At 65.8% G+C, this 19633-nt stretch carries 15 protein-coding genes; 8 read left to right on the forward strand and 7 right to left on the reverse strand.

Annotated elements, in window-relative coordinates; translation table 11 throughout:
• Positions 1-9 precede the first annotated feature (9 nt).
• On the reverse strand, positions 10-5679 hold the full coding sequence (locus AC07Y0_RS06535) for an apolipoprotein A-IV repeat region-like domain-containing protein (protein ID WP_498675650.1): 5670 nt from the start codon (positions 5677-5679) through the stop codon (positions 10-12).
• Between the two features lie 480 nt (positions 5680-6159).
• Here AC07Y0_RS06535 and AC07Y0_RS06540 point away from each other — a divergent pair, with 480 nt between their 5' ends.
• Both AC07Y0_RS06540 and AC07Y0_RS06545 read left to right on the forward strand, forming a co-directional pair.
• Positions 6160-6531 (forward strand): Hpt domain-containing protein, encoded by a 372-nt coding sequence (locus AC07Y0_RS06540; RefSeq protein WP_498675652.1) that lies wholly within the window; start codon positions 6160-6162, stop codon positions 6529-6531.
• Positions 6532-6670: 139 nt separating this feature from the next.
• Positions 6671-6991: a 2Fe-2S iron-sulfur cluster-binding protein gene (locus tag AC07Y0_RS06545; protein WP_498675654.1), complete on the forward strand. Its 321-nt coding sequence runs from the start codon at positions 6671-6673 to the stop codon at positions 6989-6991.
• Between the two features lie 274 nt (positions 6992-7265).
• Here AC07Y0_RS06545 and AC07Y0_RS06550 read toward each other — a convergent pair whose 3' ends face one another.
• A complete protein-coding gene (locus AC07Y0_RS06550; RefSeq protein WP_498675656.1) occupies positions 7266-7892 on the reverse strand; it encodes a DUF922 domain-containing Zn-dependent protease in 627 nt (208 codons plus the stop codon).
• A gap of 99 nt (positions 7893-7991) precedes the next feature.
• Between AC07Y0_RS06550 and folP the strand changes: the two genes are divergently transcribed.
• The 3 genes from folP to folK are packed head-to-tail and all read left to right on the forward strand — an operon-like array spanning position 7992 to position 9734.
• Positions 7992-8861 carry a dihydropteroate synthase gene (gene folP / locus AC07Y0_RS06555; protein WP_498675657.1) on the forward strand — a complete coding sequence of 290 codons (870 nt, stop codon included), beginning with the start codon at positions 7992-7994 and terminating at the stop codon, positions 8859-8861.
• A complete protein-coding gene (folB, locus tag AC07Y0_RS06560) occupies positions 8858-9226 on the forward strand; it encodes a dihydroneopterin aldolase (protein WP_498675659.1) in 369 nt (122 codons plus the stop codon). The genes folP and folB overlap by 4 nt, the downstream gene beginning before the upstream one ends.
• Positions 9210-9734 carry a 2-amino-4-hydroxy-6-hydroxymethyldihydropteridine diphosphokinase gene (gene folK / locus AC07Y0_RS06565; RefSeq protein ID WP_498675661.1) on the forward strand — a complete coding sequence of 175 codons (525 nt, stop codon included), beginning with the start codon at positions 9210-9212 and terminating at the stop codon, positions 9732-9734. Before folB ends, folK begins: the two co-directional genes overlap by 17 nt.
• Before the next feature lie 48 nt (positions 9735-9782).
• On the opposite strand, the gene AC07Y0_RS06570 is transcribed toward folK, so the two are convergent.
• From AC07Y0_RS06570 to AC07Y0_RS06585, 4 genes are all read right to left on the reverse strand, one after another.
• Positions 9783-10328, reverse strand: a complete 546-nt coding sequence (locus AC07Y0_RS06570) for a hypothetical protein (RefSeq protein ID WP_498675662.1) — start codon at positions 10326-10328, stop codon at positions 9783-9785.
• A gap of 130 nt (positions 10329-10458) precedes the next feature.
• Positions 10459-11541, reverse strand: coding sequence for a YcjF family protein (locus tag AC07Y0_RS06575; RefSeq protein ID WP_498675664.1), 1083 nt, complete (start codon positions 11539-11541; stop codon positions 10459-10461).
• Positions 11538-13013, reverse strand: coding sequence for a YcjX family GTP-binding protein (locus AC07Y0_RS06580; RefSeq protein WP_498675666.1), 1476 nt, complete (start codon positions 13011-13013; stop codon positions 11538-11540). The genes AC07Y0_RS06575 and AC07Y0_RS06580 overlap by 4 nt, the downstream gene beginning before the upstream one ends.
• Before the next feature lie 116 nt (positions 13014-13129).
• Entirely contained in the window at positions 13130-13624 is a 495-nt protein-coding gene (locus tag AC07Y0_RS06585; RefSeq protein ID WP_498675668.1) for a SixA phosphatase family protein, read from the reverse strand.
• 281 nt (positions 13625-13905) lie between these two features.
• Here AC07Y0_RS06585 and dksA point away from each other — a divergent pair, with 281 nt between their 5' ends.
• Positions 13906-14325: an RNA polymerase-binding protein DksA gene (dksA, locus tag AC07Y0_RS06590; RefSeq protein ID WP_028735380.1), complete on the forward strand. Its 420-nt coding sequence runs from the start codon at positions 13906-13908 to the stop codon at positions 14323-14325.
• Between the two features lie 107 nt (positions 14326-14432).
• Here dksA and AC07Y0_RS06595 read toward each other — a convergent pair whose 3' ends face one another.
• Positions 14433-15842: a flagellar biosynthetic protein FliO gene (locus AC07Y0_RS06595; protein WP_498675670.1), complete on the reverse strand. Its 1410-nt coding sequence runs from the start codon at positions 15840-15842 to the stop codon at positions 14433-14435.
• A 275-nt stretch (positions 15843-16117) separates the two neighbouring features.
• Here AC07Y0_RS06595 and cckA point away from each other — a divergent pair, with 275 nt between their 5' ends.
• Together cckA and AC07Y0_RS06605 are read left to right on the forward strand one after the other, a co-directional pair.
• Positions 16118-18754, forward strand: coding sequence for a cell cycle histidine kinase CckA (gene cckA, locus AC07Y0_RS06600; protein ID WP_498675672.1), 2637 nt, complete (start codon positions 16118-16120; stop codon positions 18752-18754).
• A 152-nt stretch (positions 18755-18906) separates the two neighbouring features.
• A complete protein-coding gene (locus AC07Y0_RS06605) occupies positions 18907-19629 on the forward strand; it encodes a helix-turn-helix transcriptional regulator (protein ID WP_498675674.1) in 723 nt (240 codons plus the stop codon).
• The last annotated feature ends 4 nt before the right edge of the window (positions 19630-19633 follow it).

Genomic DNA, 19633 nt, shown 5'->3' on the forward strand with positions numbered 1-19633 from the left:
GTTTCGCTCTTAGCTGAACCGGCCGGCGGCGTGGGCCAGCATGGTGTAGACTTTGCCGGTGTCCGAGGTCAGGTAGGACTGGGTCACGGTCTTGTCGCGGTCGGTACGGGCGACGTCGCCGAGCAGCTTTTCGAAATCGGCGATGTAGCGGTCGACGGCGACGCGGAATTCCGGTTCGCGCTCATACTTGCGCTTGATCTCGTCGAAGGTCTGCTGGCCCTTCAGCGTGTAGAGGCGGCGCGTGAACACGTCGCGCTCGCCGCGCTGGTAGCGGCGCCACAGGTCGACCGATGCGTCGTGGTCGATGGCGCGGGCGATGTCGACCGACAGCGAGTTCAGCGATTCCACCATGTGGCGCGGATTGCGGGTGTCGGCCTGGCGCGGTGCGGCCGGGGCCTCGGCGGCCGGACGGGGTGCCGGTGCGCGCGGAGCGGGCGCCGCGACCGCTTCCTCATGCTCGTCGCGCGAGGCGCCGCGCAGCAGGTCGCTGATCCATCCGCCGGATACGCCACCTGCAGCGGGAGCAGGGGCGGTCGACGGGTTGATGCTGCCGCGCAGGCCGAGCGGTTCCATCGTGCGGGCCGGAACCGGTGCCGGCGCAGGGGCCGGAGCGGGGGCCACGACGGGTGCAGGTGCAGGCTGCTGGGCGACGACGGGAGCCGGGGCCGGAGCGGGTGCAGGGGGCGTTTTCGGTGCCTCGACGGGCTTTGCCTCGGCCAGCTTGCGGGCGACAGGCTCGGAGATTTCCAGGACCTGGGTCGAGCGGCCGACGAGCTGCGAAATGTCCTGCAGCGCCTTGATCTGCTCGGACACCGCGCGGCGCATGGCTGCTGCACTTTCCTTGGCTTCTTCCGGAAGATCGAACGCGCCGCGCTTCAGCTCGCTCCGGGTCATATCCAGTTCCTTGCGGATGTCCTGGGCCGAACGGCGAATCTCGTCGGTCGCGCCGGCAAAGCGGGTGACCGCTTCCTCGACCGCCTGGCGCATGGCTTCGCGCAGGTGGTTGGCGGCGCCATCGGACTTGCGCCCAGCTTCGCCGAGCAGCTTGTCGACGTCGGACAGCGAGGCCGTGAGCCCGCCGCGCAGGCGATCGGCCAGATCGCCCGAACGCTTCTCGGCTTCCGACAGGGTTTTCTCGATGGCGCGGTTGGCGTCCTCGCCAGCCGACATCAGCGCACCGCGCATGTTGCCTGCGGTGGAGAGCGCCTGCTTTTCCGTTTCGGACAGGATCTTGCCGATGTCGGCAAAGGAGGTCTGGATGCTCTGGCGCAGGTTGCCGGCAACTTGGCCCGACCGCTGCTCGGCGCGCTCGAAGGCGCTGTCGACCATGTTGCCGAGGTTCTGCATCGTCGTCTCGATCTCTTCAGAGCGCTTGACGAGGCCGACGGCGAGGTCGCGCAGCGCCTGCTGGCGCTCCTCGAGCGTGCCGACGAGGTTCGACTGGGCGGCGGACAGAAGCTCGGAGGCCTGGCTCAGCACCTTCGAATGCTCGCCGAAGCGGCCGACAATCGAGGTGACCTGCGACAGGGTTTCGCCGGAGACGGCGGCCAGACGCTCAAGCTTGCCGTCGAGCAGGCGACCGGAGGTCTGCAGCAGGTCGGCGGCCTTGGAGGTGGTCTCGGCAAAGCGCTCGGTCGTCTGGCCGAGCTGGCCGTCGGCGGCCACGATATTGGCGGCCACCTGCTCGATCATGTTGGCGAGGCCCGAATTGCTTTCGCTCAGGCGCTCGATCAGACGTCCGGCGCTCTGCGTCAAGCTCGTCTCGGCCGCATTGATGGTCTCTGCCGCCTTGTCGGCGCGATGGCCGATCGCTTCGACGATGGCGTCGTTCTCCGCACGCAGGCGTTCGGCGCTGAGCGCCGCCGCTTCGGCGATCCGTTCCGCCGCCGTGCGGCCGGTCTCGGCATAGTCGGCGACCAGGGGGGCGGCCTTCTCGTCGATCAAGCGCGACAGTTCCGCCGAACGCGATGCGAGCATCGAGTTGAGTTCGCGGGTCCGTTCGTCGAGCACGGTGCGAATGGTGTTGCCCCGCGCTTCGAGCGCCTTTTCGACGGCATCCATGGTCGAGGTGATTTCCTCGGTGTTGCCGGTCAGCTGCTCGCGGATCGCGGCGGCCCGGGCCTCGAGCGCCGAGCCGGCGTCGGAAAGCGTGCCCGACAGCGCGGAGATGTGGGTGCCGACGAGGGCTTCGGCTTCCGCGACCTTGTTGGCGATCACGTCGCCGGCTTCGGCGAAGGTCTGGGCCACGGCCGCAGCCTGCCCGGCGAGGCGGGTCTGCGTTTCGGAAATGCGGTTGGCGAGGTCTTCGGACTTTTCCTCGACCGTGCGGCTGAGCTCGGCGCTGCGTTCGCCGATACGCTCGGCAAACTGGGCGCCCGTCTGGTTCAGGAGCTCGACGGAGCGCTGGGCTTCGCTGTCCAGGTCGCGGGCGGCGTCCGCGACGGCGCCACGCAGCGCGGCGGCGAGGCCGGCGGCCTTACCCTCGATCGTGCGATTGACGTTGTCGAGGCCGATATTGAGGGCGCGGTCCATGGTCGACAGGCGTTCGTCGATCTGCGCGGTGCGGCTGTCGAAGGTCTCGGCAATCTTGAAGGCGCCATCATCGAGCACGCGCGACACGCGTTCCACGGCGTCGCCGCCGACACGCTCAAGATCGGAGACCTTCTCGGTCAGGCGGCTTGCGAATATTTCGCCGGCGTCGCCGATGCGGGTGTCGACCCCGTCGAGGCCGCTCTTGATCCGCTCCTCGAGCGTTTCGAGGCTGACCTCGATGCGGCTGCTGGTATCGTCGATACGGCTCGCCATGCCGCCGACCGACTGTTCGATGCGGCCGGAGAAGTCCTGGGCCGTGCGGGTGATTTCGCTGGCGGCCTCGCCGATCTGGCTGGTGAGCGCGCCAGCCGTGCCGCGCAGGCGTTCGTCGAGTGCCTTGCCGCTTTCATCGATGGCGCGGCGCAGCGCTTCCTCGCGCTCCTCGAGAGTCATTTCCAGCATGCCGGTGGAGGCGGCGATCGAGGCGCCGATGGCGGCTCCCTGTTCGGCGAGCGTGCCGTCCAACTGCTCCTGGGCCGTGCGCAGCGTAAGGTTGATCGCGTTGCCGCGGTCTTCCAGCGTGGCGCGGATTCGCTCATGGGTGTCGGAGAGCTTGCCGTCGATGCCGGCAAGCCCGGACGCCATCGTATCACCGATGCCGGAAAGGCCGGACGTCATGGATTCGCCGAGGCTGGAAAGGCCGGACGCCATGGTCTCGCCGAGGCCGGAAAGGCCGGACGCCATGGTCTCGCCGATGCGGCCGGTGCCTTCGCCAAGCGTTTTTTCCAGCTGCTCGCCGGCCTGTTCCAGCGTGGAGGCGAGGTAGGCGGCGTGGCCGGCCAGCGACAGGTCGAGGCGGTCCTGGTTTTCGCTGTAGGCGCTGCGGATCGCTTCGGCCTTGTCGGCGAAGGCGGCTTCGAGGCGGTGGTCGGCATCGGCCACGGTGTCGATGATCGTCGCGGTACGGCGGTCGAGGGCGTCGGCGAGCCGGCGCTCAGTCCCGGAGACGGCATCGATCAGTGTCGCTGCGCGGCTTTCGAGCGTCGTGTCGATCTGCCGCTGTCCGTCCGCGAAGGTCTGCGCGATCGCCTGATTGCGGGCGTCGAGGGTCGCGGCCAGCCTGTCCTCGGTGCCGGACACGGCCTCGATGATGGAGGAGGCGCGGCCTTCCAGCGTCTGGTCGAGACGCTTCTGGCCGTCGGCCAGCGTATCGGCGATCTCGCGGGTCTTGCTGTCGAGGGTTTCGGCGAAGCGATCCTGGTTTCCGGCAAGCGCATTGACGATCGTCTCGGCGCGGCTCGACAGGGTTTCCTCGAAGCGGTTCTGGTTGTCGGAAAGGGCGGAGTAGAGCGCCCCGCCTCGTTCTTCCATCACGGCGTCGATGCGCTTGTGGGCGTTCTCCAGGCTCTCGCTCAGCGCAAGGGCGCGGGCCGACATCGCATCGGCGATTTCCTGGGCGCGGGTCGACAGGGCGTCGTCGATCAACTCCTGGCCCGTGCCGACGGCGGTGGCCAGCGCGAAGGACTGGTCGGTCAGCGTCGAGCCGAGGCGTTCGATGCTCGAATTGAGAATGCCGTCGATCGCCTCCGAACCGCCGGTGACGGTCTCGTTGATGCGGGCGAGGCTTTCCATCAGCTTGCTGTCGAGCGAGCCGGCGCGTTGGTCGAATGCGCTGGCGAATTCGGCGACCCGTTCGTCGAAGGCCGAGTTGACCAGGCCGATGGTCGCCTGAAGGCGATCTTCGAACAGGCCGGAGCGCAGGTCGAGGTCGACGATGGCGTCGTCGGCGCTGGACTGCAGGCTGTGGCGGAAGGCGGCGCCCTTGTCGTCGAGCGTGGCGTTGAGCTTGGCCAGAACCTGGTCGAGCGAACTGGTGATGCCCTGTTCGCCGCTGGTCAGGCGATCGGCGATCTCGCGGGTGCGTTCGGCCAGCGTCTCATTGAGCTGGCGGGCGCGTTCGCTGAGCGCCGCATTGAGCTTTTCGGTATTGGCGTCGAGGGTCGAGGCGCGGGTCTCGAACTCGCCGAGCAGTTCACGGCCGCGCTCCTGGAGCGTGCCGGTGAGCTGCTGCAGACGGGTGTCGAATTCGCTCGCCAGCGAGATTCCCGAGGCGCTCAGCGTCTGGACGAGGTTTTCGGTCTTGCTCGACAGCAGGCTGCCGATCGAGGTTGCGGCGGCGTCCGACTTTTCCATCAGCGCGGCGGCGCGGGTGTCGATCAGCGACGCGAATGCCTCCCCCGAGGTTGCAAGGCGGACCGCGATCTCTTCGGTCGCCAGCGACAGTTCTTCCTTCAACTGCTCGTGGGCGCCGACGATGGAGCTGCGGATGCGTTCCGCGTGATTGACGATGGCGTCGCGCTCGGAACCGAGTTCATGGACGAGGCCGCGGACGCGCAGTTCATTGTCGGAATAGCTGCGTTCGAGCGCGGTCACTTCCGAATGGACCAGCGTTTCGAGCTCGGTGGCACGGGCGATGGTGCGCTCGATGCCTTCGTTCATCGCCGAGACTTCGCGGCGCACGGCCTGACCGACTGTCATGATGCGCTCGGAGGCGATGGTCTCGGGTTCCGAGAGGCGCAGTGCGACTTCCGCCATGGACCGTGCCGCGTTGCGCAGGTCATGGGCGCGGGCCATCATGATGGCGAAGGCGAAGAACAGCATGACCGGGATGACCGTGCCGACGAAGATCGCGACGACGCCGGGCATGGCCACGACGTCCGCGACGCTGGGCGCCTGCCAGATGGCGGTGCCGTAGAGAAGCTGGCTGAGGCCGACGGCGCCGAGCACCCAGAGCACCGAGACGATCGTGGCATTGCGCATGGCGCTACGCATGGAGGCGCCTTCCAGCGTCCTCATGATGGCGGCCGGGTTACGGCGGGATGCATCGTTGGCGGGTTCGAAGGCCGGGGCCTTGGGTGCCATTTCGGGCGCCAGGTCGGCGGCGCGGGCCGGGCGACGTTCGCTCGACTTCTTGGGAGGGGCAGGACGCTGGTTGCTGGACTCGGACACTTTGGCCTCCGGTGCGTCTGACGCCTGCCTGCCTCGGCCGGCCGGCGTCTCCTGTTCGTCGAAATCGATCCTCAGAGCCGCTTCGAGCGCCTGGAACGCGCTGTCGTCAATCGACTCGACCGTCTTGTTGTTCGCCATAGGATTACGCCTCGTTACCAAGCCTATTGAGCCGTCGTGCCTGCCGCCCCTGGTCGCTCGCGACGGGGCGTCCGGCAAAACAACTTTTCACGGGGACCCATCCTGCCGCCACGCCAGATGAAATCTCCATCGGAATACGTCGCCGGAGCTGCCCCTTATAGAGAGCACGATGATCGTTTCCTATCATCATCCGGCTTGTGGGCAAAGGTTTCCACCCTTCACCCATATCATCCGTACCGTAGTGACACATTCAGAAAGCAGAGACAATTAAGCGGGGTTGGCATTCCTAATGCGATGGAGCGATTGTTAACAGCATTTAAACTAAATTAGCGCGTGAAAAACCATACGCTTCCGTCGTTTAGAGGTTGTTAACCATATCGCGAGGTTTTGCCCGCAAATCGGCGTGGATTTAACCGGATATGGACCCTGCAGCGCCGAAGATGACTGTACCAAGAAAACCCATAAGAAGGAAATCGTCCCATGGCCGCACTCAATATCGCATTCGAAGCCCCCGAAAACTACGGTGCGCGTTGCCCCTCCAAGGACCGGCCGATCGACCTGGTCCAGCTGGCCACCAAGACCAAGGGCGACAAGGCGGTCGAAATCGAAATCCTGCAGATGTTTGCCCGTCAGGCCCGCGGCTGCCTCCAGGCACTCGCCAACGAGTCCGAGGGAACGGCCTGCGTCGTGATCGCCCAGCGCCTGAAGAAGGCCGCCGATGCGGTCGGCGCCCATGCTGTTCTGAACGCTGCCGAGGCTGTCGAACGCGACGGTCCGGATGCCGGCCGGGTTGCCGCGATCGCTGCCCGGGTGATCGAAGCCGAAAACTTCATCCTGAAGCTCTGCCGCTGACGATTGCGCATTGCACAAGCATAGCTTGATGCAATGCAGCGGCCTGCTGCAAATTTGGCCGGCCGAATGTTGACTGCCTTGCGGTTTTGGGTGATGACTTCGCCGTTTTTTGCAATCGGCGAAGTCTGGACACCTCATCATGGCACAACTCACCATCATCGCTTTCGACGGCACGCGTTATGAACTCGCTGCGGACGAAGGATCCACGGTCATGGAGAATGCCGTGCGCAATTCCGTTCCCGGCATAGAGGCCGAATGCGGGGGCGCCTGCGCCTGCGCCACCTGTCATGTCTATGTCGACGAGGCCTGGACCGAAAAGGTCGGGGCGCCGTCGGCGATGGAAGAAGACATGCTCGACTTCGCCGTCGACGTGCAGCCCAATTCCCGTCTCTCCTGTCAGATCAAGGTCACTTCGGCCCTCGATGGTCTCGTCGTGCGCGTTCCCGAGCGCCAGGGCTGACGGAAGACAAAAAAAGCCCCGCTCGTCGGCCAGCGAGGAGCGAGGCAGGAGGGCGCATCGCCATAACCAGGCGAGGGAGGGAACACCTGTGGCACCAGGATGCGCCAGGGAGAACTCGGGAACCGTCTTCATGTGACCAACTGAACTTGATGACAGTTATATTTCAGAAAATGATCAAGTACCACGCCGAGAAATAGCCAGTTATTCACAGGCTCGCGCGCAAGTTTCACGCAAGCCCTGTGGCATTTTTGCCTGGCCGGCGGGCCGATACACCTCAATTCTTAGGGGAATTGCGCTTTGCTCGATATTCGAGAATGCGAATCATGCGTTTCTCGAAATTGACCGCTTCGACTCGGTCGAAATCCATCTGTGCGGCGTCATGGGCCGAGATGATCTTGTCGGTGGCTTGCGCCACCTTGGCCTGCATGGCCTCGCAGTTGCGTTGCGGGCGGAGCTTCTTCAGCGCCATTTCCAGCTTGCGCGCATACTGCCGGGCGATTTCGGCGTGACGCTCCTCGTGGCGCTTGATGTCGCTCGACAGGGCGTCCCAGATGAGCGCCAGATCGCCATGGGCCTTCTTGCGGTTCTTCCAGTTGGGCAGGATGATCCGGGTGTTGAGCGTCACATTGGTTTCGCCGATCCGGCATTGCCCGGCGGAATGCACATAGGTCAATTCTCCGCCGAACTTGATCTGCGTCGCACCCGGATGGCGTGAACCGCTGCTGCGGGTTTCCGGTCCGCGGCGCTCCAGTTCGCGGTCGAGATCCTCGGCCGTCGTGCCGCCGATCTGGAAATAGGAGACCGACTTGCGCACGATCGTCTCGGCCCTGGCTCCAGGACCCAAGCCGAATAGCAGTGCCGCAGCGGCGGTGAGGACGCTCAAACGGCGCGCAGTCTTCATTCTCGGTGTCCGTCGTGTTGAATTCGCCGCGACCTTGGGGCATAGGCTCTGAGAGTGCAATATCGGCGTGTGCGATTTTTCGCCGGAAGGGACAGCGCTGTGACCATCGGAACGAGCGCATACTGGCGGGCCGCCCACGGACGCGGCATTTCCCTCGAGGGCAAGGGCAGGCTGATGGCGATCGTCAACGTCACGCCCGATTCCTTTTCCGACGGCGGCCGGCATTTCAGCGTCGACAAGGCGGTCGCGCATGCGCTTGGCTGTCTCGCCGACGGCGCGGATATCCTCGACATCGGCGGCGAGTCGACCCGGCCGGGCGCGGCGCCCGTCAGCCCCGCGGAAGAGCAGGACAGGGTGCTCCCGGTGATCGAGAGGTTGGCGCGCGAGACGGAGGCGCTGATTTCGATCGACACCTACCGTGCCGAGACGGCGCGCCTCGCCGTGGCCGCCGGCGCCCATATCATCAACGATGTCTATGGCCTGCAGAAGGAACCGGAGATCGCGGAGATCGCGGCATCGACCGGGGCCGGGCTCTGTATCATGCATACGGGCCGCGGACGCGAACGGCTGGCCGACGTTATCGCCGACCAGTTCGACTATCTCGAACGGTCGCTCACGATCGCCGCGGAAGCGAAGGTGGCGCGCGAGGCGATCGTGCTCGATCCCGGCTTCGGCTTCGCCAAGGAGACGGTCGAGGAGAACATGGCGCTGATGGCGCGCTGCGACGAACTGCTGGCGCTCGGCTATCCGCTGCTGGTCGGAACCTCGCGCAAGCGCTTCCTCGGCACGCTGACGGGCCGGGATGCCGGCGAGCGCGACGCCGCGACGGCGGCCACGACCGCACTGCTCAGGCTGAGGGGCGCTTCGGTTTTCCGGGTGCACAATGTCGCGATCAACCGGGACGCGCTGGCCGTCGCCGATGCTATGATCGCGGCACAACGAGAATCCGGCAAGGGACAGGCGCGATGACGGACGTCTACACGATCACTCTGAAGAACTGCGCGTTCTTCGCCCGCCATGGCGTCTATCCGGAGGAGGAGGTGCTCGGTCAGCGCTTCTACGTCGATGCCGAGTTCGATGTGTCGGCCGGAGCGGCTCTGGAGAACGACGCGCTGGAGGGTACGGTCGACTACGGCGTTGCCTTCATGGTGATCGAGAAGACCGTCACCAGCAGCCGGCATTTCCTGATCGAGGCGCTGGCGCTGACGATCGCCAAGGCGCTGTGTGCCCGGTTCCCGGAGATCATCCGGGCGAAGATCTCGGTGCGCAAGCCGAGCGCCCCGGTGCCCGGAATTCTCGACTATGTACAGGTGAGCGTTGAACATTTCCGTTGAGGACGACTGGCGCCCGGCCACGCTGGGGCTCGGGGGCAATATCGGTGACCCGGTCGCGGCCATGGGCCTGGCCTTGCGTCGTCTCGATGCCCGCGACGACTGCCGTGTTGCGGCCGTGTCACGGCTTTACCGCACGCCGCCCTGGGGCAAGACCGACCAGGCCGACTTCTACAATGCGTGCGCCGCGATCGAGACGAGGCTTCCGCCGCTCCGGTTGCTCGAAACCTGCCTCGACATCGAACGCGACATGAAGCGGGTGCGGACCGAGCGCTGGGGGCCGCGTACCATCGACATCGACGTCCTGACCTATGACGGCCTGGAGATCGACGAGCAGGCGCTGACCGTGCCGCATCCGCGCATGACGGAACGCGCCTTCGTGCTGATGCCGCTTGCCGACATCGCCGGCGATCTCAAGGTGAAGGGCAGGGCGGTCGCGGACTGGCTCGCCCAGACCAGTGCCGAAGGCATCATCGTTGCAAACGAAAACCGCGCCTGGTGGCGCGGTTGAGGGTAGGCGAGCGGGTGGGCAGGTGCCTGCAGCCCTGGCCGCGGCGCGTCAGTTCTTGACGGCGTAAGCGTCGACCTGGCGATTGAGCTTCAGGCCGATCACCGGGATCATGCGGTCCTCGACCTTGACCGAAATCGTGATGTTCATCGCGCTGTCGTTCTGCAGGCGGGCGACCATGGCGCCGTTGAGCTTGTTGCGGTTGATGCCCATGACCACGCGGTCGCCGGTCACGGCGCCGGACACGATGTCGAGGCCCTTGCCTTCGGCACCGTCGAGGAACTGGCCCTGATACTTGCCGCCGACTTCGGCGATCGTCGCCTTCATCGGCTGCGAGAAGACGCCGACGCGGCAGGTGCCGTCGAGCGTGATGCCGGTCAGGTTTCCGTCCGCCGGCAGGCCGGTAAGGCTGCAGGTGAACTTGGTGCCCTTGTACTTGCCGGCGACGATCTCGCCCGGACCTTTCCAGACCCCCGCAACCGACTGGAAGAAGCGCTTGTCGCGCGAGGCGGCATCGGCGATCGGTGCCGATACCGTCAAAGCGATGACGGACATGACGGCAATGCGGCCGACTGGCGAGAAGATACGGAGCGACATTGACTCTACCTTGGTACGAGCAACCAATAACCTGCCGTCAAACTAACGGGAGATGGTTAATGCATCCTTGCCCTAGACGCAAAAGAAGCCGTGGGCAACGGTAAATGCGCCTCTTCAGCCCCGCCTGGCGTCACTTCATGGGCTGCTCGGGCCTGCCTGTCATGCTGGGGGTGAGGTCGGAGATGAAATCGCCGATGCCCGGCCGCTTCACCGCGCGAAACGGCAGGGGTCGGCAGAGGTCCATGGCGGCGATGCCGATTCGCGCGGTCATCAGGCCGTTGATCACGCCTTCGCCAAGGCGTGCCGAGAGCCGCGATGCGAGCCCGTGGCCGAGGATCTGCTGGGCAAGGCCGTCGCCAACCGCAATCGATCCGGTGACGGCAAGGTGGGCGATGACGTCGCGCAGGAGCCGCAGCATGCCGATGGTGCCTGGCCGGCCGCCATAGAGCTCGGCCATGGCCCGCACCAAGCGGAAGACCTCGAACAGCACATAGGCCAGATCGACGATGGCGCGCGGGCTGATGGCGGTGACCACCGAGACGCGCTTCGATGCGCCGAGGATCAGGCCGCGGGCGCGGATGTCGAGCGGCGCCAGAAGCTCGCGTTCGGCCAGTTCGATCAGCTGCGGGGCATCAATGATGTCCTCTTCGCTCGCTTCGAGCGTGGCGCGGCCGCGCGCCGTTTCCGGGCGGGCGGAGACGAGCCGCATCAATTGCCGGACGACGGTGCGGGCGGCGGGCTTGCGCCCTTCCGCGGCGGCCTTTTCGGCGTCGGCCTTGAGGTTCTGCACCGCTTCGAGCCGGTAGAGGCCGACGACCTCGCGCGCCAGAAGCAGGAACAGGGCAAGCAGGCCGACGGCCAGCACCGCGAGCGCAGCATAGCCGAGCCAGTCCGAGCGGGCGAACAGGTCGCGGATCAGGCCGTCGAGCCACAGGCCGAAGGCCAGCGACAGCAGCAGGCCGAAGGCGCCGGCGGCGATCTTGCCGAGCGACAGTCCACGGCGGCGCGGCCCGGCGATCGCCAGCGGTTCGACTGCGGCGAGATCGCCGCCGATGAACGGGTCGGCTTCGTCTGGGGTGATTTCAATCTCGTCGTCAAAACTCTGCGGCGCCCTGGGGCCGCCGGTCTTCGGGACGGTGGTGACGTCCGGCTCGATGGCGAAGGAGGCGGGACGGCGCGGAGCGGCGTGGGGCGGCGACTGGGGCCTTTTCATGCGAGACGATCTCCAAACAGGAACTGCATGGCGCGGTCGAGGCGGATATGCGGGACCGAAAGGGTGATCCCGCCGCCCGTCTCCTCTATCAGCGGCGGACGGAACCGCACGATGTCCAGTTCGGGCAGGTCCAGACGGTCCGCGCCTTCGTCGATCGAGCGGAAGAACGCTTCCGCATCGTCCGGCAGGTCGCCGGGAAAGACGGCCGTCTTGCGATTGCCGTCGAAGCGCTCGGTTCCGACTTTCTCGCCCGCCATCGGCGTGCCGACGATGACCGGCAGGTCATGGCCGTCGCGTTTGACGGTCGCCTCGCGGGTGGCGCGGACGGAGGCGATCGCCATGACGTCGATGCCGGCACCCGACATGCCGATGGTCTGGATGGCGCGATCGACCAGCCGCCGGGTGATCGCCTGGAGGCGGTCGTGGCTTTCGTGGTGCAGGTGGTCGGCCTTGGTGGCGGCCACCAGCACGCGGTCGATCCGTCGGCGGACCAGCGAGGTGAGGAGATTGTTGGTGCCGGCGCGGAAGCAGGCCAGCACGTCGGCGAGCGCCCGCTCCAGGTCCTGAACGGCTTCGGGGCCGCGATTGATCGCCTGGAGCGCGTCGACCAGGACGATCTGCCGGTCGAGGCGGGCGAAGTGCTCGCGGAAGAAGGGTTTCACCACGACCGTCTTGTAGGCCTCGAAGCGGCGCTCCATCATGGCACGCAGCGATCCTTTCGGCGCGCGCGTCTCCGGCACGCCGACCAGCGGCGCGAAGGTCAGCGCCGGCGAGCCGTCGAGGTCGCCGGGCATGAGGAAGCGACCGGGCGGCAGCGTCGACAGCGAGCGCTCGTCGGCCTTGCAGGCGCGCAGATAGGTGGTGAACGTCGTCGCCAGCTGCCGCGCCACCATTTCGTCCGCCGGCGCGTCCATGTCGATGGCGGCGCACAGGTCCAGCCAGTCGCCCGCAAGCTCCTTGCGGATGCCGGTGCGGGCGAGCTCCGCCGTCGTGTCGCTGAACTGGCGAAAGTCCTGGGCGAGCAGCGGCAGGTCGAGCAGCCATTCGCCGGGATAGTCGACGATGTCGATCGACAGGCGGCCGGGCGAGAACATGCGGTTCCAGCCGCTGGCACTCTTGTATTCGATGGTCAGGCGAAGCTCGGAGATCGCCCGGGTCGAATCCGGCCAGATGCGGTCGCGCACCAGAGCGCGGATATGATCCTCGTACTGGAAGCGCGGCACGGCATCGTCGGGCTGTTCCTCGAGGCGCGTGGCGGTCACGCGGCCGGAACGGATCGGTTCGAACAGCGGCAGGCGTCCACCATGCAGCAGATTGTGCACAAGCGAGGAGATGAACACCGTCTTGCCGGCGCGCGACAGGCCGGTGACGCCGAGGCGGATGGTCGGATTGACGAGGTTGGCCGCGCGGTCGGCGAGATTGTCGAAAGCGATTGCGGCTTCGTCGGTGAAGCTGGTCAAGGATGGCGGCAATTCATTCGTCCCCGCGTGATGTGCCTCCCGCATATAGGACGCGGGCGGTCAAGGAAAAAGGACAGGACGGCCGCCGGATCGTCGCAGGCGGACTTTCGGGGCCGCGCCCGGGGCTGTCAGGCGATGAAGTCCGTGAGGATCCAGTCGCCACCGGCCGGGTGGTGGTCGAGGACCGCGAGGCCGGAGGTTGGATAGCCTTCCGGGATGGTGCGGTTGACGGCATCCATGCCGGCCAGTGTGGCGAAAAGCTCCTCGATTGCCGGATTGTGGCCGACCAGCATGACGGAGTCGAATTGCCGGCTCTGTTCGATCAGGTCCACATAGGTGTCGGCCGGTGCATTGTAGAGTTCATCGAGGAAGCGGAATTCGGTCGCCCCGTCGATCGAGCGGCGCAGTGCCTCCGCGGTCTGGCGGCAGCGCACGGCCGAGGACGAGAGCACGATGGAAGGGCGATAGCCACGCCTGGCCGCCACGCCGGCGACCTGTTCCGCCTCGATCAGGCCTGCGTCGTCCAGTCGGCGATCGAAGTCGCGCTCGCCGGGTTTCGCCCAGCCGGACTTCGCGTGCCTCATGAGGTAGATGCGTTGGGGAGGCGAGGCAAGGAGGGTCATCCGAAGGAATTCCGCGACTGGGCTTTCTTATCCTGCACTAGCTTTTGTCGGGGAGGTCCGTCAACAGGCGTTCAAACCGATTAGACCACAGTCGGAGGAGGCGGTTGGAGCCCCGGTCGGCAGCGCCGCCGCCGAAGAGGAAAATAGCGGTGAAAAAATATGCCCTTAGCCCAAAAATGTGACAGATTTAAAAATGCCTTAACATTCGCCCATTAGGCTTGAACCCCGGTTATCGAAAGGATATACAGCCGGCCATTGAGATGTTCTTCAGGAGAATCGCGTTGAGTGAGAAGATCAATCTTAGCAATTATGTTCTCTCGGAAGACGATGAGTTCATGAACGCGAGCCAGCGGGCTTACTTTCGGGCCAAGCTGGTCGCATGGAAAAACGACATCCTGCGGGAAGCTCGTGAAACCCTCGGCCACCTTGCCGAAGAAAGTGCCAACCATCCCGACCTCGCCGACCGGGCATCCTCCGAAACCGACCGTGCCATCGAGCTTCGTGCCCGCGACCGTCAGCGCAAGCTGATCTCCAAGATTGATGCCGCCTTGCAGCGGATCGATGACGGCACCTACGGCTATTGCGAAGAGACCGGCGAGCCAATCGGCTTGAAGCGCCTGGACGCCCGGCCGATCGCGACCTTGTCGATCGAGGCGCAGGAGCGCCACGAGCGGCGCGAGAAGGTCTATCGCGACGAATAAGGCGGCGCTGGACGCAGTCTGTCTTTCAGCTCCAACGGCCGCAAGGCCGATGTGAAAATGCCGGCTCGCGCCGGCATTTTTGCGTTGAGGAGCGAGCGGGCCGCGGCTCAGTTGCGATCGGCGGACATCTCGCCGAAGATGCGGGCGATCTCGTTCTGCAGATCGGGCTCCTGCGGCTTTGTCGTGGCCGGACGCACCGGATCGACGCGCGCAGGCGTTGCGATCGGCGGGACGACGGGCCGGTCGGCGCGTGTCTCGGGCAATAGGGGCTGGAACGGTGTGGAGGCCGTCGGCAACGCATCGTTGGCCGCCAGATGCAGTGCCATCTCTTCTTCCAGGACGCGTTCGAACTCGCTCAACTCTCCGGACCGTACGGGCGCTTCAGGCATGGGGGAAGGCAGATCTGCGCGGGTGTCGCTGCGCGCCAACGGACCGGACGCCGGCGAAAGCACGCGCTGGCGCGCTGCTTCCAGGATATCGGCGGCATCGCTTTGCGGGATGACGGCGAGGTCTGCCGCCGGCTTCGGTGCGTTTTCGGGCTGCGGGGCGACGATCGGGGCTGTCATCACGGTGGCAGCCGTCGGTGCGGCAAAGCGCGCCGAAGCCTCGACCGGGCGAATCTCCGGTTCCGCGGCCGGGGCCGGGGCGGCAATAGGCGCCGGGGCGGCGGTCTGGATCATCGGCGCTGCCGGAGGAACGGGCTGCGCAGGTTGCGCGTCCGGTCTCGCAGACGCAGCAGGCGACGGCTGGCCCAGGACCTCGGATACGGGGCGCAGGACCGGGGGCTCGGCCCGGAAGCCTTCCGGCCTGGCCAATTCGGCGGCATCCCGCAGCGGCGCGGCAGATTCCGGCCTTGGCGCCGGCGACAGAGTCGCCTCGACCTTTGGCGCTTCGGGTGCGCGCATCTCCAAGCTCGGTTCCGGACGGGGCTGCGGCGCCTGGACTGGTGCCGGGGTTGCAAGGGGGGCAGCGGCCTTCGCCACGGTGGCGGCGGCCATCGGCGCCGGCGTCGCGGCTGGCGCGGGCGTCACGGGACGGGCGGCGACAGGCGCTTCGGGTCGGGGTGCGGGCACGGCCTCGGGCCTTGCCGCCGCCGCGACAGGAGTTTCCATCCGGTCCAGGGCGCGCGGCGCGGGGGCCGGTTCGGGCTGCGGCTGTCCGGCTGCCGGAAGGTCGGCAGCGACCTGCAAGGGGGCGTCCCTGACAGGGGTCGCCGACAGATAGGCGCGTTCGTCGCCGATGCCGCTTTCGATGACGATATCGGTTGGCCCGCCGATCATCACCAGATGCTCGACATTGTCGCGGCGGACCAGAACGAGCCGGCGGCGCGCGTCGACGGCGGCGGCGTCGAGAACCTGCAGGCGCGGCTGGCGGTTGCGGCCGCCGCGGACGAAGGGCGAGGGCGCCCGGTTGCGCAGCAGCCACAGCACGATGAACAGGCACAGAAGCGCAAGACTGACGCCGAGTGCTGCGACCAGAAAACGGTTCCCATAGGCGGTCACCAGTTCGTCAAACATGTCGGGCTCTCCTTTTTCCGCTTTCTGGCAGAAGACGGTCTATTTCGCAATCCGGCAAGGGCTGGGAGGCCGGCTCGGCCGGCGCTTCGGATAAAACATGCATGTTCCTCGAAAAATGCGGCATTCCTGTGGGGATTGCTGTGTATGGGTGCGCGCAATATGCCTGTACGGAGCTTTTTGCGGCTGCCGCAAATTGCTAAAGATGATCGACACGCCCGATTCCTTACATCATCGCAGGCGGCGACGCGGCATCCGGGTTCGAGCACGAGGCATATATGACAAGAGAGCCGAAGGGCGCAGACGACGAGGGTCCCCTGGTGGATCGGGCAACGCGTTCGGGTACGGCACTGCGCGTCATCCTGCTGGCCGTCGTCTTGCTGGGAGCTGCGGTCGCATTCGTTCTCTTCAAGGGCCAGCTCGACAACGAGTTCGTTCTCGGCATCCTTGGTATCCTGGCGATGATGGGCATCTTCTTCATCGTCGCCGCCGTGATCGGTTTCGTCGAGGTGATGCCGCAGTCCCATTCGGACACGCTGGCGCGCGGCTTTCTCGCCAGCCAGCCGGAGGGCATCCTGATCACCGACGAGGACGGCCGCGTCGTCTATGCCAACGGCGCCTATGGGCGGATGACCGGTGCCAAGAAGGCAACCGAGGTGCAGACGCTCGAGGCGCTTCTGTCGCGCTACCGCGAATCGAGCGAGGCGCTCTACCGCCTGACTAACGGTCTGCGCGAAGGCCGCGAGGGCTACGAGGAATTCCGGCTGTTGAAGCCGCTCGGCACGCACACGGCGAGCGGATCGGGCGCGCACTGGTACCGGCTGAAGGCACGCCTCTTGTCGGGCGAGCGCAGCCTCGGCAAGAAACTGCATATCTGGCAGATCAGCGACATCACGTCCGAGCGCGACGACCAGGAGCGCTTCTTCAAGGAGTTGCAGCACGCCATCGACTATCTCGACCACGCGCCCGCCGGCTTCTTCTCGGCCGGCCGCAAGGGCGAGATCTACTATATCAATGCGACGCTCGCCGAATGGCTGGGCGTCGACCTGACCCAGTTCAGCCCGGGCTCGATGACGATCGCCGATCTGGTGGCGGGCGAGGGTATGGCGCTGATCGATTCCGTCCAGGCGGAGCCGGGTCAGTCGAAGACCGAGACGCTCGACCTCGACCTTCGCCGCGTCAACGGCCAGAGCCTGCCGGTCCGGCTCGTCCATCGGGTGCGCTCGGCGCGCGACGGCGCCCCGGGCGAAAGCCGTTCGATCGTGCTGGCCCGTCAGGAAGGCGGCAGCGACCAGTCGGCGTCGATCGCCTCGATGCGCTTCACCCGCTTCTTCAACAATACGCCGATGGCCATTGCCTCGGTGGACGGCGAGGGGCGGATCCTGCGCACCAATGCGCCCTTCCTCAAGCTGTTCTCAGACATCGTCAGCCGCGACGACGTCGACCGCGGCGGCAAGCTGGAAGTCGTCATCCACGAGAACGAGCGCGAGCGCTTCCACGAGGCGCTGGCCGCGGCCAAGGATCGCCAGGTCGACATCGCACCGATCGACAGCCGCCATCCGGTCAACGACACGCGGCATTTCCGCTTCTACGTCAATGCGGTGATCGACCAGAGCGACGAGGCGCCGGAAGAGGCGGCGATCGTCTATGCGGTCGACGTGACCGACCAGAAGGCGCTCGAGACGCAGATGGCGCAGACGCAGAAGATGAATGCGGTCGGCACGCTCGCCGGCGGCATTGCGCATGACTTCAACAACGTGCTGACCGCGATCCTCCTGTCCTCCGACCATTTGCTGCTGCAGGCGCGGCCGTCGGATTCGAGCTTCGCCGACCTGATGGAGATCAAGCGCAACGCCAACCGCGCGGCGGTTCTCGTGCGCCAGCTGCTCGCCTTCTCGCGCAAGCAGACCATGCGGCCGAGCGTGCTCAACCTGACGGACGTGATCGGCGATCTGCGCATGCTGGTCGACCGGCTGATCTCCGGCAGCAATGTCAAGCTCAAGGTCGAGTACGGCCGCGATCTGTGGGCGGTGAAGACCGACCTGTCGCAATTCGAGCAGGTGCTGATCAACCTTTGCGTCAATGCCCGCGACGCCATGCCGGACGGCGGGACGATCACGGTGACGACGCGCAACATCTCGTCCGATGAAGCCGCGGCCTTCAACTATCGCGGCCTGCCGGCGGAAGAGTTCGTCCTGGTCGAAGTGGCCGACACCGGGACCGGCATTGCGCCGGAGATCATGGACAAGATCTTCGAGCCTTTCTTCACCACCAAGGAAGTGGGCAAGGGAACGGGCCTCGGCCTTGCGATGGTCTACGGCATCGTCAAGCAGTCCGGCGGCTACATCTATCCGGAATCGGAAGTCGGGCGCGGCACCAAGTTCCGCATCTTCCTGCCGCGCCACATCCCGGAAATCGTCCCGGCGAGCGTAACCGGCGCAGCAGGGGCGATCGGCCCCGGAACCGGCGACGACCGCGCATCCGGGGGGCCGCAAGGGGCTCAAGGTGCGGCCAAGGACGAGCCCACCGATCTCACCGGCAAGTCGGCCGTGGTCCTTCTGGTCGAGGACGAGGAGGCTGTCCGGCGCGGTGGCAAGCGCATGCTGGAAACCCGCGGCTATACCGTGCACGAGGCCGGATCGGGGGTCGAGGCCCTCGACATCCTGGAAGAGCTTGACGGTGCGGTGGACATCGTCGTCTCGGATGTGGTCATGCCGGAAATGGATGGCCCGACCCTTCTGACCGAACTGCGCAAGAAGTATCCGCACATGAAGTTCATCTTCGTTTCCGGCTATGCCGAGGATGCCTTCGCGCGCAACCTGCCGGCCGATGCGAAATTCGGCTTCCTGCCCAAGCCGTTCTCCCTCAAGCAGCTTGCCGTGGCCGTTCGCGAAATGCTCGACGGGTCAAATTGACATTTGGGCCGATCACCGGCCTACTGAAGGTGAAATCTGTGAGTTCACCGGCGGGATGCCTCTCGCGCAAGGCTGGTGACCAGATCGTTCCGGGGTGGGTACGCCAGGGCAGCAATGCGGCATGTGATCGAGGTGGGATGGACGGAGATGGGGTGTCAGACGGCGGCGGCAGGAAACTGCTTGTCCGCATCCAGGCGGCGGAAAGCCTGAGCGAGATCGGAACCGCGATTGATCTCTTGCTGCAACGTTTCCGCTTCGACTACTTCAAGCTCTTTTCCTCGCGGCTGGCTTCGACCGAGACCCTTCGCGACCAGCTTCTCCTGACCAATGTTCCGACGGGTTTCATCGAGGGTTTCGATTCCATCGGCGGACTGCCGGCCGCGCCGCTGCGCATCCTCTCGGCATCCGATCGGCTTGCCTGCCAGTGGCATGTGAGCGATCTGGCGGGAAAGGCCTGCACGTCGCCGCAGGTCGGACGACTGATGCTCCTGTTGAAGGAATACGGCATGAGTGGGGGCGCCTATGCCACCCTGCCCATGTTTGACGGGCGCAAGCAGATGTTCGGGGTCTCCGGCGAGCGCGAGGCCCTGTCCCCGGCGGACCTCGACGAGTTCAGCTTCCTGTCGATTCATCTTCTCGACCGCATGGAGGTCCTGGACAAGCGGCGCAACTGGCAGCGAACCGGCATCTCCAGCCTTGAGATCGAGTGTCTGGAAATGGCGGCGGCCGGGCTCGATACGGCAGCGATCGCGCGGCGGCTTTCGCTGTCGACGCGCACGGTCAACTATCTGGTCGCTTCGCTCTGCCGCAAGCTTGGTGCGGACCGCCTCGAGCATGCGGTGGGCAAGGCGATCCGGTTGGGCTACATCACCTAGAACG

This window comes from Allorhizobium sp. GW101-3B10, from assembly GCF_059424725.1.

Excerpts from the sequence above, each read along its gene's own strand:
- AC07Y0_RS06570 (WP_498675662.1), bottom strand. The coding sequence starts at position 10,328 with ATGTCGCTCCGTATCTTCTCGCCAGTCGGCCGCATTGCCGTCATGTCC.
- AC07Y0_RS06575 (WP_498675664.1), bottom strand. The coding sequence starts at position 11,541 with ATGAAAAGGCCCCAGTCGCCGCCCCACGCCGCTCCGCGCCGTCCCGCC.
- AC07Y0_RS06540 (WP_498675652.1), top strand. The coding sequence starts at position 6,160 with ATGGCCGCACTCAATATCGCATTCGAAGCCCCCGAAAACTACGGTGCG.
- AC07Y0_RS06550 (WP_498675656.1), bottom strand. The coding sequence starts at position 7,892 with ATGAAGACTGCGCGCCGTTTGAGCGTCCTCACCGCCGCTGCGGCACTG.
- folB (WP_498675659.1), top strand. The coding sequence starts at position 8,858 with ATGACGGACGTCTACACGATCACTCTGAAGAACTGCGCGTTCTTCGCC.
- AC07Y0_RS06535 (WP_498675650.1), bottom strand. The coding sequence starts at position 5,679 with ATGGCGAACAACAAGACGGTCGAGTCGATTGACGACAGCGCGTTCCAG.
- AC07Y0_RS06545 (WP_498675654.1), top strand. The coding sequence starts at position 6,671 with ATGGCACAACTCACCATCATCGCTTTCGACGGCACGCGTTATGAACTC.
- AC07Y0_RS06585 (WP_498675668.1), bottom strand. The coding sequence starts at position 13,624 with ATGACCCTCCTTGCCTCGCCTCCCCAACGCATCTACCTCATGAGGCAC.
- AC07Y0_RS06595 (WP_498675670.1), bottom strand. The coding sequence starts at position 15,842 with ATGTTTGACGAACTGGTGACCGCCTATGGGAACCGTTTTCTGGTCGCA.
- cckA (WP_498675672.1), top strand. The coding sequence starts at position 16,118 with ATGACAAGAGAGCCGAAGGGCGCAGACGACGAGGGTCCCCTGGTGGAT.